Consider the following 21,634-nt stretch of genomic DNA (forward strand, 5'->3'; position numbering starts at 1 on the left):
TTTAACATCAAAAAAGCGCGAGAAATCAACGTTTCTAAATTGATTTCTCGCGCTTATTAAGTTTTGGCTAGTTTTGTCCCAACCACTTCGATTTATTTTTGTTTCTTTTTAAAGATGATTGTAGCTACAACGAGCACTAGTAAAATCGCTTGTCCAATCATTGTTTCTACAGTTGGATAGAAACCAATGAAGCTGATAACCGGTAAGCCATCTACAATTGTAGTTGAAACTGTACCCCGCAGCTGCAATGTATGCAGACTGACACCAATAATTTTAAAGGCCAGTACATAAATTAACATCGTTGCCACTGCGAAAAATTTATATACTGGAATTTTTCCACTTGCTTTAAATAACACAAATGCAAAAATTGTTAATACTAGAATTGCTACTACGATACCTAGCACAAATTGAGAAGTCTCCATTTTAGGCGCAATTCCTGCGTAGAAGACAAGTGTTTCTGCTCCTTCACGGAAAACGGACAGGAAGCTGATTGACGCCATGGCAAATACCGAGCCACTTGAAATAGCATTACCCATTTGTTTGGAAATATAGCGGTTCCAACTTGCCACATTCGATTTACTATGGAGCCAAATACCGACCCCAATCATCATTGCTGCAGCTAGTAAGCCAATATAACCTTCCATTATCTCTCGATTTGTATCAACTGTCGCAGAGTTGAAAATTGTAGACATTAAAATCGCAGCAACTGCAGATAAAAGAACCCCTACAAATGCGCCTACGTAAATCCATTTGCGCATTGTCTTTTGACCTGATTTCTCTAAGAACGATACTAATGCTAAAATAATTAATAGTGCCTCTAAGCCTTCACGTAATAAGATTAAAGCGGAATCCCATAAAGTATAATCTGAGTCACCTTGAATTAGCTCAATTTCAGTGCGGAAATTATCTAATTTACTTTTAATAGCTTCTTTATCAACTGTTGATTTTAATAAATCACTAGCGATAATCGGCATATCACTTTCAATTTTAGTATATAGACCACCATTTCGAGTAGAAATCTCAATTTCTACACTTGGCCATATAGTAATGAATTCACGAATTTTATCGGAGGCAGCTTTATAATCACCTGCATCGATAAAATCGTTCGCCTCATCAATATAGGCAATTAATGTAGATAACGAATATTCTCCTTCGACTGCTTCCGCTGTTTCCTTACCAGCTACAAAATCCTCAATCGTTTGTTTTAAATCTGCGAATTGGGACTTCATAAGGTCTACATCAGGTTCCTCAGCCGAAATGGAAATGCGTAAAAACGCCATTTGTGTTTCAATTTGCCCATACATCGCGATACTTTGCTCACGGACAGGTCTTTCATTTTTATTCCATTTGATATTAAAATCTTTATAGGCTTCATCGATTGCTGCGATGTCCCCACTTGCTAAGGCTTTCTCAAAGTCCGCCATGATTGGTTTAAACTTTTGCCCAAATTCTGTACGTTGCGCCGCTTCATCCACAGGATTTTCGAGGTTTTCTAACGCACGTAAAGCATTTGACAATGCAGATAGCGCCTCTAAGCGTTCATCCTTTGAAGTAGCTTCAAGTGCTTGTGCAAGAATTTCATCAACTTTTTTCTTTGCTTCCTTCTGTTCAGAAGTGACCGATGCCCAATCATTAGCAAATTGTTCGAGGGCAAGTTTCGCCTCATCTTCTTTGTCTTGCTTTGTGCTCATTAGCGCATCACTAATAGAAATGTACAAATGACTATAAGATTGAGCTGCCTGCACTGGTACAGCAAGTGCCAATAACAAGCAAAGAATAATACTACAGCGCGTTAAAAAGTGCTTCACCTAGATAACTCCCCTTTTGTACACCAGGGAAGCAAGCAAACACTGCGCTGCCTCGATGGGTAATGTACTCATTCATTTTATCAAGACGCCCTAAAGTATTTTGGACTTTTATAAATTGCTCTGGGTCTTTTTGGAAAGAGATAAATACTAGCCCAGCATCATGAGCACCTGTATTCGTCATAACACCTGATGCATACGAGTAAGAGCGACGTAAAACGCGCGCACCCGATTTACGTGCCAAATGCACATGCGACGTATCTGGCATAATATACTCGCCTTTGCTATCCTTCGCCTCTACATCAAAATCATCAAATTCCTTCTTTTTACCCAACGGTGCACCGCTATCGCGATAACGACCAAATGTGGCTTCCTGATCTTTTAAAGATGTACGATCCCATGTTTCAAGATGCATTTGAACTTTACGTGCTACTAAATAAGAGCCACCTTTTAGCCAGCCTTTATCGACCCATACCACTTTGTTTAAATCTTTTTCATCTGTAATCGCTGGATTTACCGTGCCATCCTTGAACGCAAATAAATTTCGAGGTGTTCCTCCACCAGCTGGGAAAGAATTGAAGCCTGCTTGTGACCATTTAATCTCTACTTTACCTGAGGCTGCGCGAACTAAATTACGCACTGCATGAAACGCCACCTGTGGGTCATCCGCACACGCTTGAATACAAAGATCTCCACCTGTAAATTCCTTTTGCAGCTGATCTTTTGGGAAATGTGGTAAATCTTTTAATTCAGCTGGCTTTAAATGCTGGATACCAAGTTTATCGAAAAGAGAAGGACCAACCCCAATTGTAATTGATAAATTTGAGGCATCTAATCCTACTGCTTCACCAGTATCTCCTGTTGGAACTCTAGTATTTGTTGTTAAATCTTCCATTAATTCACCATTCATTAAACGAACAACAAGAGGTGTCCATTGTTTGAACAACTCTTGTAGCTCTTTCTTTGATGTGAATAAAACATCCAAAGAAGCAAAATAAATATTTGTCTGAACAGGTGTAGTAATGCCAGATTGATGTTTTCCATAAAAATTAACTTTATTACTTGCTGTAGTGCTATCCGCAACAGGCTCAAACACATCATAGCCCATTGCTTTCATAACACCACCTAAGCCTGAAGCACCGATCGCTACACCAGCTACCCCGATGCCTGTTAGCTTCAACATATCACGTCTAGATATTTTTTTATTGATCAATTTTTCATCATTTGATTCAGTCATTTACTATCACTCCAAAATAATTCCCATTTGACTTAATGGTTCTCCAAGTTGATTAACTGCTGCTGCAAGTGCTTTTGTATTTTCTTCTGTTAATTTCTCGTATGAAACATATCCACCGTCAGCTGTTGCATGCTGTGCCAATAAATCGTCCACTGCTTTGAATTTTTCATCTAATGTCGCTACTAAGTCTTTGTCTTTCGCTTCTAATTTTGGACGTAAGATTTCAAAGATTTTTTCTGCGCCTTCGATATTTGCTTTAAAGTCATAAAGGTCAGTGTGAGAATAGATTTCTTCTTCACCAGTGATTTTAGATGTTGATACTTCATTTAATAAATCAACAGCACCTGTAATCATTAAATCTGGTGTTACTTCTACAGTTTGAACTAATGCGTGTAATTCTTTAGCATCAGCTAATAGTTGATCTGCTACTTTCTCGTAGCCTGCCGTTTTATTTTCAACCCAAAGCGCATGTTCAAGCTTATGGTAACCTGTCCACTCTTCCTCGCCCTTACCTTCTTCTTGGATATCGGCTAAACGACCGTCAATACGTGGGTCAAGGTCACCAAAGCTTTCTGCGATTGGTTCTGAACGCTCGAAATACATACGAGCTGGTGCATAGGCTGCTTTTGCTTCTTCAATTTTACCTGCTTTAAATGCATTCACAAATTTTTCTGTTTCTGTTAAGAATTGATCCATTTGTTCTAAAGCAAATTGTTTATAAGCTGCTAGTTCAGCTGATAAATCAACTTCTTTTGCTTTATCTGCTTTATCTGTTTGTTCCGTTGCTGGCTTTTCCTCTTTTTTTGCTTCTTCTGTATTGCCACAGCCAGTCATAAGAATGCCTCCTGCAACTAATACTGACAATAATGACGTTTTTTTCATGCTAAGTACCTACTTCCGAAATAGTTTATATTGAGAATGATAATGATTATCAAAGTCGATTGCAAGAAGTATTTTTATTTAAAGCAAAAAACGTCATTTTCTAGTTGATATAAAACTAGAAAAATAACGTCTCGATCCTAATCTATTAAATTTTCGTTATTCTCATATTTCCCATATAAGAAATAATACAGGACAATTGACACTAAAATTACGAATACCATCGCAAAGAAAATGGCACTGTACCCCATCGTCGGAACAAAGAATCCTAAGAAATACGGACCAACCCCTAAACCTAAATCATATAAAATAAAATATGTCGATGTCGCAAGTCCTAAACGCTCATTTGGTGTAACCTTAATAGCGATTGCTTGTGCTACAGAATTGAAGTTACCATAACCAATTCCTATGCAAGCAGCAGCTAGTAAAAATACAAAGCTACTCGTCGCTGAACTAAAGGCATACATACCGATTGCAAAAATGACTAAACAAGGATAAATAACAATATTCGCACCTCTTGAGTCTAGTAGCTTTCCTGTAAACGGACGTGTCGCTAGAATCACGATTGCATAAATGATAAAGAAATAACTTCCCGCTGTAACCAAATCAAGCTCTTTCGCGTAAAACGTCATAAATGACATAACACCAGAGTAGGCAAAGCCGATAACTAACGCCACAAAAGCAATTGGCATAGCACGCATTTCGATAAAATTGGTTAGCTTAAAGCCTGTTTTCTCTGCCATTGCTTTAGCCTTCTTCGATGCGTCAGGAACTGTAACGATAAAATACATCAGAAAGCAAATAATAGCTAATACTGAATCGACCGCAAAAATCATACGATAATCTTCAAACTGTTGTGTTAAAAGAATACCTATAAACGGTCCGATAGCAGTTGCTAAGATGGCACTTAAGCTGTAATAACCAATACCCTCACCGCGTCGTTCAGGCGGTAAAATTTGTGCAATAATCGTTCCAGTTGCCGTACTTGCCACCCCAAGTGCAATTCCTTGTACTAAACGATTGAGCATTAGAAGTGTCAAATTTGCCGCCAAAAAATAAGACATCGTTGATAGCATAAACAATAATAACCCACAAAATAATGTCTTTTTACTTCCCCAATCACCAATGATTCGTCCTGCCCCGAGACGACCAAATAAAGTTCCAATAATAAAAATACTCGATACAAGCCCTGCCGTACTAGTTGAAGCACCAAAATGCTCAACCGCATAGCCTGCAATTGTTACCATCAATAAATAAAAAATTAAAGTAATGGTAAAGTTAATAAGTGAGACGATTAAAAAGTCCTTTGTCCATAGTTTATCTCTAGTTGCTTCCACTTTTTTCACTCCTACCGATTTATGTTTTCACAAATTTTAGTTAACACTTGTGTCGCAATCTCAATCTCCTGCCTTGATACACCTGTGAGTGCCTGTTCAAACAAAGGTCTTAAATGCGCCTTAATTTCTTGTACTATCTCTTCACCATAAGTCGTTAATTGCACAAGCTTTTCGCGCTTATCCTTGCCCGCTACCGTTTCCACATAGCCGAGCTCCACAAGCTTTTGAACGAACCTTGTGACACTTGGCTTTTCAATAGACATATAATGCGCAATCTCCACGAATGAATGTCGACCCTTATCATTTAATAATCGAAGGACAGCCCATTGTGAGCTATATAACTGATATTCCTCTAACTGTACATTCACTTGATTAATAAACGGTCTGTACATTAAGCGGTACTGATTAAAAAAATCTTGTTCGATTGTCAAAAATACCACTCCTTTAATTGGTTAGCTAAGGTAACTATATGCCATTTCTTTGGTTAGTTAGCCTAGATAACTATATGCCGAAAAATCCTATTTGTCTAGTATGAAATTAGCGAGATATCCTCTAGTTTAGAGCCGCTATTCGTCGTGATTGCTGTTCTATCCGTCGCTTCGAGACTTCTATCCGGCGATCGCGGTGTTCTATCCGTCGTTCTGAGATTTCAATCCGTCGATGTTGCCTTGCTTTCCGTCGGTGCTATTTCTATCCGTCACCTGAGGACTTCTATCCGTCGGGGTCGCTTTTCTTTCCGTCGCTCAAAGACTTCTATCCGTCGATGTTGCCTTGCTTTCCGTCGCTCAAAGACTTCTATCCGTCGGGGCCGCTTTTCTTTCCGTCGCTCAAAGACTTCTATCCGTCGATGACTCCATAGTTTCCGTCGCCGCTATTTCTATCCGTCACCTGAGGACTTCTATCCGTCGGGGCCGCTTTTCTTTCCGTCGCCCCAAGACTTCTATCCATCGATGACTCCATAGTTTCCGTCGCCGCTATTTCTATCCGTCACCTGAGGACTTCTATCCGTCGGGGCCGCTTCTCTTTCCGTCGCTCAAAAACTTCTATCCGTCGATGACTCCATAGTTTCCGTCGGTGCTATTTCTATCCGTCACCTGAAGGCTTCTATCCGTCGTGACCGCTTTTCTTTCCGTCGCTCAAAGACTTCTATCCGTCGATGACTCCATAGTTTCCGTCGGCGCTATTTCTATCCGTCACCTTGAGATTTTTATCCGTCGATGGCGCTGTTCTTTCCGTCGCTCTGAGATTCCTATCCGTCGGGGTTGCCTTGCTTTCCGTCACCGTTATTTCTTTCCATCACCTGAAGGCTTCTATCCGTCGATGACTTATCTAGCAAAAATTCAGACCGCTTGAATCCTTGCTCTTTAATTTTCTATCCAATACTTCCTATTCCTTTTAGTTCCCTCAGGTTTCAACGTTAACTTTTGTAGTAATTTATAAGCTGTATTCGGCGAATCTATTTTAAAAAACTCACAAAAGCTTTTATTTGTTAACGTTTCGCCTACTAGCAATCGATAATCTTCAAGCGTTCTAAAAATTGCCTCTTGATCAACTGCCCCACAGCGTTGACAATACCATTTCGGGTAACAATAGTTCATTGTCTGTCCATTTAAACAACTTTCGCATAACACACCTTTTATTAGATCCTGGACAGGCACTGCTATTTCTCTTTTTATTGGCATATGCATGGACAATAATTTGGAAGCAAATTGAAAAAGCTTTTCCTCATCCACCACTGTCTCTTTATACCGTTGATGCAATTCTCGCACGTGATAACGTAAACCTGAAACATGAAAAATTGGTTGTCCCCTTAAACTCTTTGATAAAATAGCATTTTTCGTTGCCAAAACGACTGCATAATGAACGGGTATTTTAAGTCGTGACTGTTGTAACATACCCATCATCCACTCCATATGTCGCCTACTTTGATGAAGTGGATTCGTCATTCCTTCTACATCGCCTTCTGCTTTAGTTCGTGTAAATTGATTAAATGATTCATCGAAATCCAGAAAGCCTGTTACATTTTTTATTTCAAGAATCAATATAAATTGAGGACATAGTAAAATGGTGTCTATTTGATGCGTAGTACCAAAGTGATTGAGTATTTGTAAACCATTAAGAAAATAATGCGGTTGAGGTAAAATAATTTCAAGCCATTCTGCATCTACTCTTTGCTCCCCTGCAAAGCCTGCATGTATACGCCTCAACTTCTCAAAATAATTCATGTAATCAGTATGTGTACTAGTTAATCTTCGTACCAAGGCTTCTAAAATTTTGTGTTCCTCCGATTCCTGACGGTCTAATAAAATCATTGTTTTTTTCGCCTCCCTATAACTATTTTATAAAAAAAGAACCTCATAAAAAGAGGTTCCAAAAAACTTGAAATACATATAGTACAAATTAAATCTTTCAACAACTTTTTTAGATAAAAAGTACGGAAAAATCCTCTCGATTCAGCTCTTGCTAGTATTTTTTTGCTCGCTATCCGTCGGTGCTTGGGTTCTTTCCGTCACTCCGAGACTTCTATCCGTCGATGAGACCTTGCTTTCCGTCGCCGCTATTTCTATCCGTCACCTTGGCATTTCTATCCGTCGGTTGCTCTGTTCTTTCCGTCGCTCTGAGACTTCTATCCGTCGATGAGACCTTGCTTTCCGTCGCGTCTATTCCTATCCGTCGCCTTGGCATTTCTATCCGTCAGTTGCTCTGTTCTTTCCGTCGCTCTGAGACTTCTATCCGTCGATGAGACCTTGCTTTCCGTCGCCGCTATTTCTTTCCGTCTCCTTGGCATTACTATCCGTCGGTTGCGCTGTTTTATCCGTCGATACGGCCTTGCTTTCCGTCACCGCTACTTCTATCCGTCGCCTTGGCATTTCTATCCGTCGATTGCGCTGTTCTTTCCGTCGCTTTGAGACTTCTATCCGTCGCTAAGCCCTTGCTTTCCGTCGCCGCTATTCTATCCGTCTCCTTGGCATTTCTATCCGTCGGTTGCTCTGTTCTTTCCGTCGCTCTGAGACTTCTATCCGTCGCTAAGCCCTTGCTTTCCGTCGCCGCTATTTCTTTCCGTCTCCTTGGCATTACTATCCGTCGGTTGCTCTGTTCTATCCGTCGCTAAGCCCTTGCTTTCCGTCGCCGCTATTTCTATCCGTCGCCTTGGCATTTCTATCCGTCGGTTGCGCTGTTCTTTCCGTCGCTCTAAGACTTCTATCCGTCGCTAAGCCCTTCCTTTCCGTCGCCGCTATTTCTATCCGTCACCTTGGCATTTCTATCCGTCGGTTGCTCTGTTCTTTCCGTCGCTCTGAGACTTCTATCCGTCGATACGACCTTGCTTTCCGTCACCGCTATTTCTTTCTGCCACTTTTTTGCCCCCACTATATTGAACGGAATCTGTTCACCATTTTTATATAAATAAATATATTCATAATTTGCATCTACCGTCAGTTTATAAATATGCTGCTTAATAACTTCGTCGTTTTGATTTTCAACTTCATCAATGTTTATTACAATCGCATCTTCCTTACTCTCTACGCTGACCGTAACAGTATCCTTTGTATTTATCACAATATATGAGCGCTTTTCACCATTATTTATCATTTGCACATAAGCTTCCATTCCAAGGACATTTAGAGTTTCTTGCAGATCCTTTGGTACAGATTTTACTTCAGTAATTGCTAACGTTGGATTACACGCTGACAATACAATTATGGAACATAATAAAACGATTAATAATTTCCTCATATACTATCACTCCCTTATTAATCATATTCAATAAATATTCAGAAAAGCCTTTCAACAAAAAAAACAACCAAACAGCCTAAGCCATTCAGTCGTTTTTTCGTAGTAAATATAAAAAGTAAGGTGCACCGATACAAGCTACGACAATACCAGCTGGCACTGTTGCGCTTGAAATGGCTACGCGGCCAATCGTATCCGCTAGCATTAGTAAACTTGCACCTATAAACAAGGTCAGCGGTAAGAATAACTGGAAGCGTGGTCCTACTAGCTGCTTTGCGATATGTGGAGCCATTAGTCCGATAAAGGCAATTCCCCCTGTTACCGATACAGCTGCCGCAGCTAATGCTACAGAGACAACTAACAATTGCAAGCGCTCGCGTGCAATATTCATGCCTAGGCCAACTGCCGTTTGTTCTGACATCGCCAGTACATTTAACACATTCGCCTTATAAAAAATAAATGGAATACCTAGCACTAGCCAAGGCAATAAAGCCCAGAAAAATGGCCAATCTGTTCCCCATACATTACCCGCAAGCCATTGCGCGATAAATTGCACGTCACTACGCTCAGCTGAGGAAATTAATAATATCATGAAACCAGATAAGGCAGATGCTACACCTACACCGACTAAAATAAATTGGATTGGCTGTACACCCATATTGCGCTTATACGAGAAAGAGTAAATACACAATGCTGTTAATAAAGCGCTGCCAAATCCTACAAGTGGTAATACATACGCAAAATTAGGAAGATCACCGTCGACAAGGAGATAAAAAAGCGTAATCCCTACACCTGCCCCAGCATTAATCCCAATAATGCCAGGGTCCGCTAAATCATTACGTGTCACCCCCTGTAAAACGGCACCCGCTAATGCTAACGCCATCCCTGCCGCTGCCAACACAAACAATCTTGGCAAACGAACAGAAAACAACACGAATGATTCTTTAAAGTTGCCGTCTCCCAGCAATATCGGTATTATGCGGTCGATGGAAACCGAAGCAGCTCCCATTGAAATCCCCATCACAAAAATAACTATTGTTAACATTATCCATACTATTAACCATTTACGTTGTTTTTTTCGCCCGACATTAAACAAGCTGCCTACCTCCCTTGCGAACAATAAGTAAGAAGAACGGAAGGCCGATTATTGAAATAATTGCAACTACAGGTGTTTCATAAGGAGCATTAATCATTCGTCCTGCAAAATCCGCTGTTACCATAAACCATCCACCGATAATGGCACTCATCGGTAAGACAAATCGATAGTCTGTCCCAACAATAGCACGCACAATATGGGGCACCATTAAACCAACAAATGCTAGATTACCAACGAGCGCAACTGCAGAGCCCGCCAGTACGACAACTACAAACATCATAATTCCTTTAATGACTGTCGTATTTTGCCCTAACCCAACAGCAACTTCTTCATTTAAGCTTAAAATGGTTAGCTGACGACTAAATGCGAACGCGATCACTAAGCCTATTAAAATACACGGAACAATAATTAAGGATTGCCATGTTGTACCAATTAAACCACCACTCGTCCACATCGATACATCTTTTGAAATTTGAAATAATATTCCCGTAACATCTGCAATTGCTTGTAATAGAGCAGATACTGCTGCACCTGCTAAGACAAGCTTTAATGGCGAAAAGCCATTCTTTGTAGAGGCACCAATACCATAAACAATAATCATCCCTATCCCTGCACCTACGAAACATGCAAATATAAGCATATAAAAAGAGGTTTTAGGGATAAATGCCATTGTTAGAGCAAGTGCCGCATTCGCGCCTGCCGTTAGACCAAGGAGACCTGGATCTGCTAATGGATTTCTAGTAACCCCTTGCATAATAGCCCCAGCAACTGCAAGTGCACTACCCACAAAAATAGCAGCAATAATACGAGGAAATCGAATTTCCCGTAATACCGAATAATGCTCGCCACCTCTTTGTCCGACAATAGCTTCATAGACATCTTGAATGCTAGTATTAGCCGCGCCAACACAAAGCGAGACTGTTACTGTCACAGCTAATATGATCAGTGCAAGCAGCGCCTGAAGCCAAAATGGGAATTGTCGAAACTTTGTCATTTGCCTTCGCTACTCTCTACTAAATATTATTGTAAAAACTTCTCTTCAAAGAAATCTAATTGATTCTCTAATGTGATTGGATCATTAAAGTAAAATGCGTTGGCATTCACTTCAAATAAATGTCCATTCTTCACCGCTTCTAAATCTTTAAACCATGTAGCATTTGTAAAGGAATTATCTTGATCTTGGAACATACTAAAAATCACATAGTCACCTGCATATTCACCTAATACTTCTTGTGAAATCGCAAAATAACCTGGCTTTAAAGCATCTTTCTTCACTTTTTCTGGCATTTTCAAGCCCATTTCTTGATATAAAATTTCTGTTCCACGACCCCAGTTATCTCCATAAACATATAATTGTTTATTGAACATTTCTGCAACAGTAACGGTTGCATCTTCACCGATTTTTTCTTTAATTTTCGTACCTGTTTCTGCAGCACGCGCTTTAAAGTCTTTTACCCATTCAGTTGCTTCTTTTTCTTTGTTAACAACCTTACCGATTTCAATAAATTGCTGTAAATAGTCAACTTTTCCGTAAGTAAATAATACAGTTGGAGCGATTTCTGCTAATTTATCTGCATTTTCAATACCATTTAAACCAATAATTAAATCAGGTTCTAACTCAAGAATTTTTTCAATATCTGTATTTTCCACAACCACTGCATCTTTTATGTCATCTTGGAAGTTTGGATTTTTCGCTGCCCATGCATCAACACCAACAACATTTACTCCAAGGTGTAATAAATCCCCAACAAAAGAAGACAAGACAACTACACGTTTAGGGTTAGCAGGTACTTCAATTGGGCCTGTTTCTGATTGATACGTAATTGTTTCTGCTGACGATGCTTCTTTAGAGCCCTCATCCGCTTTTTCAACCTTCTCTTCTTTATTGCCGCACGCTGCAAGCACTAGTACGACCATCATAAACATTGGTAATAACCACTTTTTCATCCGTAATTCTCCTTTTAAACCGTTTGTAATAAGTTATATGTAATGCACATTGGCTTGTCTGTTCGTGGATCCTTGCCAATAACTGCATCAATATTAAACACTTTTTCTAATACTTCAGGTACAATAACTTCCTCAGCCGTACCAAACTTCACAAGCTCTCCTTGCGAAAGAGCAACAATATAATCAGAAAAACGAGCTGCTTGATTTAAATCATGTAACACCATGACAATTGTGCGCCCTTCTTCTTCATTTAACTTATAAAGTAATTCTAAAACCTCTAATTGATGTGCCATATCTAAATATGTTGTTGGCTCATCTAAAAATATAATATCGGTCTCTTGTGCTAATGCCATCGCAATCCACACTCGTTGCCGCTGTCCACCAGATAAGGCATCAACCGTATTTAACCGAAAATCATCCGTTTTAGTTACCTTTAAGGCCCAGTCAATCACTTCTTTATCCTTTTGCGATAAATTGCCAAAGCCTTTTTGATATGGAAATCGACCGTAGGATACAAGTTCCTCCACTGTTAAACCATGAGCACTCTCTGGACTTTGTGGCAATATAGCAAGCTCTTTCGCTAATTCCTTCGTATTCATCTTGGAAATATTTTGACCGTCTAAAATGACTTGGCCACTCTCATGCTTCAAAATTCTTGTAATAGCTTTTAAAAGTGTAGATTTACCACAGCCATTAGAGCCAATAATCGTTGTTATTTTACCGTCTGGAATTTGCAACGATAAATCACGCACAATCGTTTTGCTCTCATAGCCAATACGAATCGATTCAACTTGTAAACGCAAAATGTAACCTCACTTTCTTTTTACTTCTTCCCGTGCTATGATAACGATATGCCGATAATGATAATCATTATCACTAATGTTAGTCTAGTAATCAAATAAGGTTTTGTCAAATACTTTTTTATCATTTTTAAGGATGTGTCGATATAAATGCAACATATTTACGATATAACAATTATTGGCGGTGGCCCAGCAGGACTATATAGTGCCTTTTATAGTGGTTTACGAGGATTAAAAACGAAATTGATTGAAAGTCAAGAAAAGCTCGGTGGTAAAGTTTTGCTTTATCCTGAAAAGCTAATTTGGGATATTGGTGGTCACCCTCCTGTGTTAGGAGAACAATTTGTGCAACAATTAATTGCACAAGCAAAAACTTTTGAACCAACTATTTTAACAGGCACAAAAGTTGATTTCATTGAGCGTCAAGACGATATTTTTGTTCTTCATAGTGCGCAAGGAGATAAGCACTACTCTAAAACTGTTCTTATAGCAGTTGGTGGTGGAATCATTAACCCTCAAAAACTTACTCTAGATGGCGCAGAAAAATACGAAATGACTAATTTACACTATACCGTGCAGTCCTATCAACGTTTTGTGGACAAGGAAATTATTATTTCCGGAGGCGGAAATGCGGCGATTGACTGGGCAGTTGAGCTTTGTCCTATCGCTAAAAACGTAACGGTTGTTTATCGCAAAGATAAGTTATCTGCCCATGAAGCCACAATTCAAGAGGCTTTAGATGCGGGCGTACAGATTGAATACAATACAGCTATTACAAAGCTGACTGCAAATGCTGACAAAACAGCCATTCAATTAGTGACATGTGAAAACTCACAAACAAAGCAAAGTTATACACGTCAAATCGATGAAGTAATTGTTAGCCATGGCTATAACCGCGAAGCATCATTAGAATTTGATCAAGCTATCACCATTCTTAAAAAAGATGATTACTATTTCGAAGGCAAGGCTACAGGAGAAACAGCACAGCCTGGAATTTTTGCAGCAGGTGATATATTAACATTTGACGGAAAAATTCATCTTCTCCTAGGTACTTTTCAGGATGCAGCTAATGCCGTGAACTCCATCAAAACGTATTTAGAGCCTACTGCCTATCGTCATGGGATCGTTTCATCACATAATGAGGTATTTAAAGACAAAAATCGCACTATTATTGAAAAACATCTTTTACAAGTAAATTAAACATCAAAACCCTCTTAAAAATTTGCTTAAGAGGGTTTTTTACACAATGTATCCGCGCGGTACAGGATTTTTCATCCACATCAAATATTAAAAGCAATCTAATTATTATTGCTTTTAATATGAATGCTTCCATCGAGATACATTACCTAAATATACTTAAAAAAGATCCCATTTGCCTTACCATATTAACTCCATATGATATAGTTCCCGCATGTCTCATTAGAGTATTTACATGATTTGGTAACCTTCCAAATCTAGAAACTTGGGGTTGTTGATTAGGATAAAAGTAAGGTTGCTCCTGTCTACCTCGATAAGGAGGGCCAAAACTTTGTCTATAGCTCGGCGGAGATGGTCTCCTTCTAGGATTCGGCTGAAAAAACGGCATCAATTCACCCCCTACAGAAAACTTTTAATTAGTATATGTACGTTTTTTTTTATTGTTTAGTCTTTCAAAATATAGATTGTTCAAAAAAAACGAACATATTTCAGCACTAATTCTTCCCCTATTTACCTCCCCACTTCTTCCTGACACAATACTAGTTTTAATCACATATTATACAAACATAACTCATAAAGAAGGTGGTTCCGGTTCAAAAGTCTAAATATCTTGATTTTCTGTCCAAATTTGGTGTTGGAGGGGCACATCCTGGTGGTATTAATCTAACAAAGGAAATTTTCAAGTCTGAGACCATTAGTAAAGCTTCTCATATTTTAGATGTAGGATGTGGTACAGGACAAAGCGCTGCCTATTTGGCAAGTAAATATGAAGCAAAGGTAACTGGTATAGATACTAATTCAATAATGGTCGCAAAGGCAAAAAGGAGAATGAAAAAAAACCGCTTACCGGTAAAAATAATTCAATCCTCGATAGAACAAATACCGTTACCAGCTCATACATTTGATTTCATTATTTCTGAATCTGTTCTTTCTTTTGTCAATAAACCTAGTGCGCTGAAAGAAATCTTGCGTTTATTAAAAAATGGTGGCCGGTTCATTGCAATTGAATTTACCATTCATCAACCACTTGAAGCAAAGATTGAAAAAGAAATCCAACAGTTTTATGGATTTGATTCTTTCTTAATGAAAAAGGATTGGGTAGCTTTGTTTAAACAAGCTGGCTTTAAAAATATTCGCATACAAAAAAACAAAACAATCTCCTCAAAACCAGAATTTCATTACTCAAAGGATATTGAGCCTGAACTTTACGATGTAATGGAAAAGCATATTGATATGAACTTAAAGTATGAAGGGGTTCTGGACTATAGAATTTATTCATGTACTAAATAGTTACATAAATAATAATCCAAACTTCAAATTGATGTGTATAGATGTAATGCAAATATGCATATTGTTTCCAACGTGTATCGCCAAATCGAACAAAGATCTTTTTAGACAAACCAGCAGCCTAAGCATTGCTGGTTTTTTGTATTCTGACACTACAAAATGACACCTGTCATATAGAACCTTTGACTCGTGTGAATATGTTTTCCCTTTGATTTTCCATATGATTTAAGTAAGAAAACAAAGAGAGAGTGATTTGAAACATGCTACAAAATAATCAAAGGCTACCGTTAATAGATATATTACGAGGTTTTGCTGTATTAGGTACGCTTGGTACAAATATTTGGATTTTTGCTTATCTTGGTGAGGCATCTGCTATTATGACAAGTAATTATTCAGGCTGGTGGTCATTTAATGACTTTTTACGAATGTCAGTTTTATTTTTAGTAAACGGCAAGCTACTTGGATTGTTAACAATTATGTTTGGGGTTGGTCTAGAATTAAAATATCAACAGTCCAAACGGCAAGGAAATGCTTGGCCAGGTATGTATATTTGGACACTTGTATTTTTATTTACGGAAGGGCTTATCCATTTTACCTTAGTTATGGAATACGATATTTTAATGAGCTATGCTGTGACAGGGATTATCGTTGCCTTTATCGTCAAAGCTGGTGATAAAGCGATAAATCGTTGTTTATATGTGTTCGGTGGTTTTCATGCCATCATGATTCTATTCATTTTATTAAGTACATTGCAAGGTGCCAGTGTACTCTATGATAGCGATTCGGTCGTTTCACTTTATCAAAACGGCACTTGGTTTGAACAAATACAATATCGCTTAGCAAATTTTCTCTACTATAGAGCAGAAGCAATCTTTATTATTCCCATGAACATCTTCTTATTTTTACTTGGTGTTAAATTTATGCGTAACGGTGTATTTTCTCAAAGTGAGCATGGTCGCCAAGTCCGAAAAAGGCTATTTTCTATCGGTATTTATATTGGGATCCCATTGAATCTTCTTATTTTTATTCCTGGAGGAACTTTTGATTTCCCAGTTCGCTATTTATTTGCTCCTATCCTATCAATTGGTTATATTGGTATATTAGGTAAGCTGATAGAATACAAGAAGGCAGATTGGTTATGGAAGAAACTTGGAAACGTCGGCAAAATGTCTTTAAGTTGCTATGTTCTTCAAAATATTATGGCATCTATCATTTTCTATGGCTGGGGCTTAGGTTTAGGAGGAAAGTTGAATAGCATTGAAATTATTGCCATTTGGATGTCCATTTCCCTCCTACAAATTTATATTGCCCATATGTGCATAAAGCACTTTCATTTTGGACCATTGGAATGGGTTCGTAAAAATACCATTCAAGCTATCACACGTAAATAATCAATAAGGGTTGGTGTAGCATATAAAAATTTACCCAAGAGATCAAGCAAAGCATTATCTAATTATCGATGTAGTAACGCTCATTTTTTTATGCACCATGGTATTAGGATCAGATTCTCAATTATCATTACTTGCTAAAGTAATAATTCTAATGTTATTTTTAGTAGCCTTCTATATTGCTTTATGGTTTAAAGATTGGCGTTTACTTGGAGCTTCTTTAATAGGTTTTACTCTTATTGTCATACTAGGTATTTATGAAGGTTCTACTATGTTAGTTTTTGGATTTACATTTGCTGATTTACTTGGAAGAGCTAAAACTAAGTGGCATATTGCAGTAGGAATGTTTGCAATTGCCCTTATGTTTTTTATAGTTATTTGGTTTGAACCTGGAACATCTTTTACATTAGAAACCGAAGTTTTAATACCAATAATGATCATTCAGCTACTTTTTCCAATGCTAATCTATTATGTAGAAAAATCAAAAAAACTACAGACAGAATTAACAGAGGTAAATACTCAGCTTGTACAGCAAGAAGAAAGACAACGTATTGCTAGAGACCTCCATGATACGATTGGTCATACATTGACAATGATTAAAATAAAAACAGAACTAACATCAAAATTAGTCGATAAAGATACTATGCGTGTTAAAGAAGAGTTAAATGAGATTTTAGCAACAACGCGGACAGCACTTAAGCAAGTAAGAGAATTAGTGTCCGATATGAATTTTATTTCGTTAGAGAGTGAGCTAATACTTTGTCAACAGCATTTACAAACAGCAGATATTTCCATAAAAATTAAAAATAATTGCCCAAAACTACTACTAGCAAGTGTGGAAGAAACGATGCTGTCCTTATGTCTTCGGGAAGCAACTACAAATATTATTAAACATAGTCAAGCGAAAAAATGCCAAATAGATATCTACTATATAGATGGAATATTAACATTTAAAATTTTTGACGATGGTGTGGGCTTACATAATCAAGGGCATGGCAATGGATTATCATCGATGAAAGAAAGAATGAATGCCCTTCAAGGAAGTGCGTCCATTGACAATTTAACGACAGCTGGAACGATTGTGACGTTAACACTACCTATCCAACAATACAGAAAGGAACATAATATATGATAAGCGTATTACTAGCAGAGGATCAGCAAATGTTACGTGGTGCCTTGGCTTCCTTGTTGTCGTTTGAGCCTGATATAAAAGTGATCGCAGAAGTTTCAGATGGTCAAAAAGCGTGGGAATATATTCAACAAGAGCTACCGGATGTTTGTGTATTGGACATCGAAATGCCGAATCTTACTGGACTTGAGCTCGCTGAAAAAATTAGACAAGCAAATTTACCATGCAAGGTGATGATTGTCACTACCTTTGCACGCCCTGGCTATTTACAGAAAGCGATGGATTGTGAGGTTCACGGTTATTTACTAAAAGACGAACCGATCGACTATTTAATTGAAACAATTAGAAAAGTGATGAATGGTGAAAAGGTAGTCAGCAGAGATTTAGCTGCTACATTGTTTATGAAGGAACAAAATCCACTAAATGAACGTGAAATTGCTGTTCTACAGCTCGTAAAAGAAGGTCTAACAACCAATGAGATTAGTAAAAAATTATTTTTAACGAAAGGTACTATTCGAAACTATTTATCAACCTCCATTCAAAAACTACATGTCGAATCTAGACAACAAGCTGCACAAGTTGCAAGTGAGAAAGGCTGGCTTTAGAAAAAGAAAAGCGATACTGCATTCCTCATCTAATGGAGGAAACAGTATCGCTTAGTATGTTAATTGACTTCTTTTTTATTTTTAGATACCAAATTTATGATTATTTCTATCAGTACAACAGCTATTAAAGAAAGTCCAAATAGTGGCATCAGAATACCTAAAATAATCATGAAAATGATAAAAGGAATAGATACTTTTTGAGAGATTTTAGGTGGTGCAGAAAGATGATCTTTCTTCTTGCGTAGTACCCATGTTCTAATTCCCCAAGCAATAACCACTAAAAATGCTACACATACTAGTAAATTGATTAATTTATTTGGCCAGCCAAACAAGTGACCTTCATGTAAAGGAATTCCCCAAGTGAACCATTTCGCAAGAATGCCATAGTCCTCATAGTCAACCTTGTCAATAAACTTCCCACTATATTGATCAAAATACATCGTTGTTTCATCATACGGGCTAACATCAAGGCCTGTTACACCTGTGTTACTAGACTTTGCAACTGTATAGACACCGACATCACTAGTAGGATAGATAATCGCGTAAGGTTTTGATATATTCATTGCATCAATTTCATGTTGTAGCTTTTCTACACTTAGTTGGTAAGGGTTAGCACCACAGACCGTACTTTCTTTCATACCATGATGTGCTGCATGTCCTGAATCTGACGTTGGAGGGGTTTCTTTACGAGTAGCCCAAGGAATCTCACTTACATCAGATGTAGGTGGCTGTTGCTGCAATAATGGCGTGCCGAAAGACGGATGATCTTGTGAAGCTTGGTAAATAAAATTCCCCATCACCGCAGACCAAGGTAAGCCTGTGAAAATAATAACAAGCATCGGGATCGTAATAATTGTCCCAATAAGCGCATGAAATTTTCTACTTTTTTGACGTTTGTTTGTCTGCTTTGTTTTCTTTAGTAGTTTTGCTTTAAACGTCATATATATGCCTGAAAGCAGTAAAAAAACAGCCCAACACGCAGCTAATTCTACTAAATAATTGACAAAAGTTCCTCCGATAAATAAAGAACTATGCAAATTTCTCATAATATTAGAAAATGTGTAACCAGCATCTTGACCACCAATAATTTGGTTATGATCATCTAAGAACACATATCTCTCTTCCCCATCTGCATTTTTCATCGTTAAACGTGTATTATATGGTTCTTCTAACTCAATAATTTTATTTGTTTTATAGCCAGCATATGATTCTTCTGCAAGTTTAACAGCCTCGTCAATGGATAGTTCTTCGGTTTTTCCACTATCACCAAAAAAGTAGTTATCATATAAATGATCTTCAACATCGGTATAAAATAGATAACCTATACCACTGAGTGTTAGCGAAATAAGCAGTGGAGTAATAAATAATGCGGCATAAAAGTGCATTCGCCAAAAACTCTGATAAAGCGGGTTTTTCATGAATAATTCTCCAATCTATAATAATAAGCGCAAAATTATTATATAGAGAAAAAGTGAAATAAGAATGAAGTCCTATAGGATTTTTTATGACAAAGATAACCTGAGATTGATTTCCGTTCCGACTGGACACTTTCACGATGTGCCGCTTCGCTCCATAAAAAAACTACTTAATGCCCCATCAAAATGGTGAGCATTAAGTAGTATTAACTGCCCGTAACAAATAATCAGTGGGATGAAGAATCCTCTACTGATTAAAGTTACATTTTATCCAATTAGTTCTTTCATTACATTCGAATAAGCTGTTAGAATATCATATTTATGAACAGCATCCTGCCCAACATACTGTTCAACTAGCTCCCATAACGTTTGAGAAGCGTTTGTATACTGCTTTTGCATGATTTCATATTTTAACAGATTTTCATAATACTCGATTACTTGTGGATTCATGTGTAACACTCCTCCTCTTTAAAAAGTTGTCTACTATGACAAATACACGACATACTACGCTGATCGCCAGGTCGAATTAAGCATTCTATTCGTAATAAAAGCTACATTCTTAGCAACCATCGTACTATAAGCATGCAGAAGAATTTCTCTAGTCACACTCAACATCCCTATCCGCATAGGTTTTTCGGTTGTATTAGATAGCCTTCCCATTACAAGTCGTAACAGTTTTTTTGAAACGTGCTCCCAATTACAGTTGCTGGCCAGCGTCGAATTTGCACCAATCTTCCCTTTTAAACAAATCGAAATTCCAAGTTGTATCTATATCTTATTATTCTGTTATTATTATTAGACCATAAAGCTTTGTGTATACATCAATATCCTAAAAGATTAATCAACACTCCTGCAATTATCTATTGGTAATGGATTCAATTTTTAAAGTCTTTTTAGTAACTTGTTATAACTTTTCATTTTTTTTGACAAACAAAAAAAGCGTACCAAAAATTTCGCATGCTTCTTCTTTTATTTTTAAGTATCTAATTGTTTTGAGAAATAAAATAATAAAACCCTTCCAAAGTATAGAAGGGGAAAGTTGGTATATAATGGTTTATTTTCTTAGTTAGTTAAATGCTATGTACGTTTTAAACTTTCCTCATACTCTTTTTGCATATTTAAGATAGGGTAAAATTCATTAAATTTCAAGACAACTCTATCATAATCACTTTGTTCTAGCATCACAATAAATTCTACTTCCCCATCTAAAATAAAAGGTGTAAATCGGTCACATTGAACATATGACTCACATTCTAAATTAGCTTCATGCCAATATCTAATTTCTACTCTATTTTGAGGTCTCGGTTTTGTAGTTATTTTTAATGCAAGTAATTCTTTAGGCGTAGAAGTCAAAACAAAAACAAGGAGTGAGAACTTTATCACCACGTCCTTCTTCGTAAGGATGGTTAAGTCTGTATATGTCTCTTGCTTTCATAAATCAGTCAATCCTCCATCCAAAAGTCATAATCAGGATGAGAAGGATTAATTTGCATAACTCCATTCTTGACTATTACAGTTTTTTTACTTGCTACAAGTTCCTTAATTCGTTCACTATCAAGATCATATCTTTTAGTAATCTTTTCTTTTGTATCGAATTTTTCTTCTTTTAGAACTTCTAACATATCTTTATCCTCCCTTTCTTTCACATTCTATCACCTCCAATAAAGTAGAATAGATAATACTTCAATTATATTAGAGATTGATAGAGATTATTTAGGGAAATTATATTTAGTGTCGAGCCCCAAAACAGAATCGCTAAAGCTACTTTCGTTCGTTTTAT

26 protein-coding genes and 1 riboswitch are annotated in these 21,634 nt (G+C 37.5%); of the genes, 11 read left to right on the top strand and 15 right to left on the bottom strand.

The window, feature by feature from the left end; genetic code table 11:
* Positions 1-92: 92 nt before the first annotated feature.
* The 5 genes from QRN68_RS19980 to QRN68_RS20000 all read right to left on the bottom strand — a co-directional run bounded on the left by QRN68_RS19980 (position 93) and on the right by QRN68_RS20000 (position 5,689).
* Entirely contained in the window at positions 93-1,808 is a 1,716-nt protein-coding gene (locus QRN68_RS19980) for an FTR1 family iron permease (protein ID WP_285398678.1), read from the bottom strand.
* Entirely contained in the window at positions 1,783-3,042 is a 1,260-nt protein-coding gene (efeB, locus tag QRN68_RS19985) for an iron uptake transporter deferrochelatase/peroxidase subunit (protein ID WP_285398679.1), read from the bottom strand. Before efeB ends, QRN68_RS19980 begins: the two co-directional genes overlap by 26 nt.
* 6 nt (positions 3,043-3,048) lie before the next feature.
* Entirely contained in the window at positions 3,049-3,924 is an 876-nt protein-coding gene (gene efeO, locus QRN68_RS19990) for an iron uptake system protein EfeO (protein WP_285398680.1), read from the bottom strand.
* Positions 3,925-4,061: 137 nt separating this feature from the next.
* Positions 4,062-5,258: an MFS transporter gene (locus QRN68_RS19995; protein ID WP_285398681.1), complete on the bottom strand. Its 1,197-nt coding sequence runs from the start codon at positions 5,256-5,258 to the stop codon at positions 4,062-4,064.
* Between the two features lie 11 nt (positions 5,259-5,269).
* On the bottom strand, positions 5,270-5,689 hold the full coding sequence (locus tag QRN68_RS20000) for a MarR family winged helix-turn-helix transcriptional regulator (protein ID WP_285398682.1): 420 nt from the start codon (positions 5,687-5,689) through the stop codon (positions 5,270-5,272).
* Between the two features lie 144 nt (positions 5,690-5,833).
* On the opposite strand from QRN68_RS20000, the gene QRN68_RS20005 reads away from it, so the two are divergent.
* Positions 5,834-6,109 carry a hypothetical protein gene (locus tag QRN68_RS20005; protein WP_285398684.1) on the top strand — a complete coding sequence of 92 codons (276 nt, stop codon included), beginning with the start codon at positions 5,834-5,836 and terminating at the stop codon, positions 6,107-6,109.
* Between the two features lie 262 nt (positions 6,110-6,371).
* The gene (locus tag QRN68_RS20010) at positions 6,372-6,611 is read left to right on the top strand and encodes a hypothetical protein (RefSeq protein ID WP_285398686.1); all 240 of its coding nucleotides are present in this window, start codon (positions 6,372-6,374) and stop codon (positions 6,609-6,611) included.
* An 11-nt stretch (positions 6,612-6,622) separates the two neighbouring features.
* Here QRN68_RS20010 and QRN68_RS20015 read toward each other — a convergent pair whose 3' ends face one another.
* Positions 6,623-7,570 carry a nuclease-related domain-containing protein gene (locus QRN68_RS20015; protein WP_285398688.1) on the bottom strand — a complete coding sequence of 316 codons (948 nt, stop codon included), beginning with the start codon at positions 7,568-7,570 and terminating at the stop codon, positions 6,623-6,625.
* 221 nt (positions 7,571-7,791) lie between these two features.
* Here QRN68_RS20015 and QRN68_RS20020 point away from each other — a divergent pair, with 221 nt between their 5' ends.
* From QRN68_RS20020 to QRN68_RS20035, 4 genes are read left to right on the top strand one after another with little or no spacing between them, the layout of a single operon-like run.
* The gene (locus QRN68_RS20020) at positions 7,792-8,001 is read left to right on the top strand and encodes a hypothetical protein (protein ID WP_285398690.1); all 210 of its coding nucleotides are present in this window, start codon (positions 7,792-7,794) and stop codon (positions 7,999-8,001) included.
* Positions 7,937-8,167 (top strand): hypothetical protein, encoded by a 231-nt coding sequence (locus tag QRN68_RS20025; RefSeq protein WP_285398691.1) that lies wholly within the window; start codon positions 7,937-7,939, stop codon positions 8,165-8,167. The genes QRN68_RS20020 and QRN68_RS20025 overlap by 65 nt, the downstream gene beginning before the upstream one ends.
* On the top strand, positions 8,122-8,370 hold the full coding sequence (locus QRN68_RS20030) for a hypothetical protein (RefSeq protein WP_285398693.1): 249 nt from the start codon (positions 8,122-8,124) through the stop codon (positions 8,368-8,370). Before QRN68_RS20025 ends, QRN68_RS20030 begins: the two co-directional genes overlap by 46 nt.
* Complete coding sequence (locus QRN68_RS20035; RefSeq protein WP_285398695.1) at positions 8,327-8,473, top strand: hypothetical protein; 147 nt, start codon at positions 8,327-8,329, stop codon at positions 8,471-8,473. Before QRN68_RS20030 ends, QRN68_RS20035 begins: the two co-directional genes overlap by 44 nt.
* Here the strand turns inward: QRN68_RS20035 and QRN68_RS20040 are convergent.
* From QRN68_RS20040 to QRN68_RS20060, 5 genes are all read right to left on the bottom strand, one after another.
* The gene (locus QRN68_RS20040) at positions 8,460-8,993 is read right to left on the bottom strand and encodes a hypothetical protein (protein ID WP_285398697.1); all 534 of its coding nucleotides are present in this window, start codon (positions 8,991-8,993) and stop codon (positions 8,460-8,462) included. The genes QRN68_RS20035 and QRN68_RS20040 overlap by 14 nt on opposite strands.
* 85 nt (positions 8,994-9,078) lie before the next feature.
* The gene (locus QRN68_RS20045; protein ID WP_285398699.1) at positions 9,079-10,086 is read right to left on the bottom strand and encodes a FecCD family ABC transporter permease; all 1,008 of its coding nucleotides are present in this window, start codon (positions 10,084-10,086) and stop codon (positions 9,079-9,081) included.
* Positions 10,079-11,080, bottom strand: a complete 1,002-nt coding sequence (locus QRN68_RS20050; RefSeq protein ID WP_285398701.1) for a FecCD family ABC transporter permease — start codon at positions 11,078-11,080, stop codon at positions 10,079-10,081. The genes QRN68_RS20045 and QRN68_RS20050 overlap by 8 nt, the downstream gene beginning before the upstream one ends.
* A gap of 26 nt (positions 11,081-11,106) precedes the next feature.
* Positions 11,107-12,033 carry an iron-hydroxamate ABC transporter substrate-binding protein gene (locus tag QRN68_RS20055; protein ID WP_285398702.1) on the bottom strand — a complete coding sequence of 309 codons (927 nt, stop codon included), beginning with the start codon at positions 12,031-12,033 and terminating at the stop codon, positions 11,107-11,109.
* Positions 12,034-12,047: 14 nt separating this feature from the next.
* Positions 12,048-12,836: an ABC transporter ATP-binding protein gene (locus tag QRN68_RS20060; RefSeq protein ID WP_481817476.1), complete on the bottom strand. Its 789-nt coding sequence runs from the start codon at positions 12,834-12,836 to the stop codon at positions 12,048-12,050.
* Between the two features lie 147 nt (positions 12,837-12,983).
* Here QRN68_RS20060 and QRN68_RS20065 point away from each other — a divergent pair, with 147 nt between their 5' ends.
* The 5 genes from QRN68_RS20065 (at position 12,984) to QRN68_RS20085 (ending at position 18,439) form a co-directional block, all read left to right on the top strand.
* Positions 12,984-14,033 carry an NAD(P)/FAD-dependent oxidoreductase gene (locus tag QRN68_RS20065; protein ID WP_285398704.1) on the top strand — a complete coding sequence of 350 codons (1,050 nt, stop codon included), beginning with the start codon at positions 12,984-12,986 and terminating at the stop codon, positions 14,031-14,033.
* A 579-nt stretch (positions 14,034-14,612) separates the two neighbouring features.
* On the top strand, positions 14,613-15,320 hold the full coding sequence (locus tag QRN68_RS20070; protein ID WP_285398705.1) for a class I SAM-dependent methyltransferase: 708 nt from the start codon (positions 14,613-14,615) through the stop codon (positions 15,318-15,320).
* Positions 15,321-15,577: 257 nt separating this feature from the next.
* On the top strand, positions 15,578-16,708 hold the full coding sequence (locus tag QRN68_RS20075; protein WP_285398707.1) for a DUF418 domain-containing protein: 1,131 nt from the start codon (positions 15,578-15,580) through the stop codon (positions 16,706-16,708).
* Positions 16,709-16,805: 97 nt separating this feature from the next.
* On the top strand, positions 16,806-17,837 hold the full coding sequence (locus QRN68_RS20080) for a sensor histidine kinase (RefSeq protein ID WP_285398708.1): 1,032 nt from the start codon (positions 16,806-16,808) through the stop codon (positions 17,835-17,837).
* Positions 17,834-18,439 (top strand): response regulator transcription factor, encoded by a 606-nt coding sequence (locus QRN68_RS20085; protein WP_285398709.1) that lies wholly within the window; start codon positions 17,834-17,836, stop codon positions 18,437-18,439. Before QRN68_RS20080 ends, QRN68_RS20085 begins: the two co-directional genes overlap by 4 nt.
* Before the next feature lie 59 nt (positions 18,440-18,498).
* On the opposite strand, the gene QRN68_RS20090 is transcribed toward QRN68_RS20085, so the two are convergent.
* From QRN68_RS20090 to QRN68_RS20105, 4 genes are all read right to left on the bottom strand, one after another.
* Positions 18,499-19,857: a PepSY-associated TM helix domain-containing protein gene (locus QRN68_RS20090; protein ID WP_285398710.1), complete on the bottom strand. Its 1,359-nt coding sequence runs from the start codon at positions 19,855-19,857 to the stop codon at positions 18,499-18,501.
* A 264-nt stretch (positions 19,858-20,121) separates the two neighbouring features.
* Positions 20,122-20,304, bottom strand: coding sequence for a hypothetical protein (locus QRN68_RS20095; RefSeq protein WP_285398711.1), 183 nt, complete (start codon positions 20,302-20,304; stop codon positions 20,122-20,124).
* Between the two features lie 162 nt (positions 20,305-20,466).
* A riboswitch (cobalamin riboswitch) is annotated at positions 20,467-20,636 on the bottom strand.
* Positions 20,637-20,931: 295 nt separating this feature from the next.
* Positions 20,932-21,207, bottom strand: a complete 276-nt coding sequence (locus tag QRN68_RS20100; protein WP_285398712.1) for a hypothetical protein — start codon at positions 21,205-21,207, stop codon at positions 20,932-20,934.
* An 89-nt stretch (positions 21,208-21,296) separates the two neighbouring features.
* Positions 21,297-21,500 carry a hypothetical protein gene (locus QRN68_RS20105; protein WP_285398713.1) on the bottom strand — a complete coding sequence of 68 codons (204 nt, stop codon included), beginning with the start codon at positions 21,498-21,500 and terminating at the stop codon, positions 21,297-21,299.
* Positions 21,501-21,634: the final 134 nt, after the last annotated feature.

Origin of the sequence: Lysinibacillus sp. fls2-241-R2A-57, assembly GCF_030209535.1 — a bacterium.
In the GTDB taxonomy this organism is placed as follows: Bacteria; Bacillota; Bacilli; order Bacillales_A; family Planococcaceae; genus Lysinibacillus.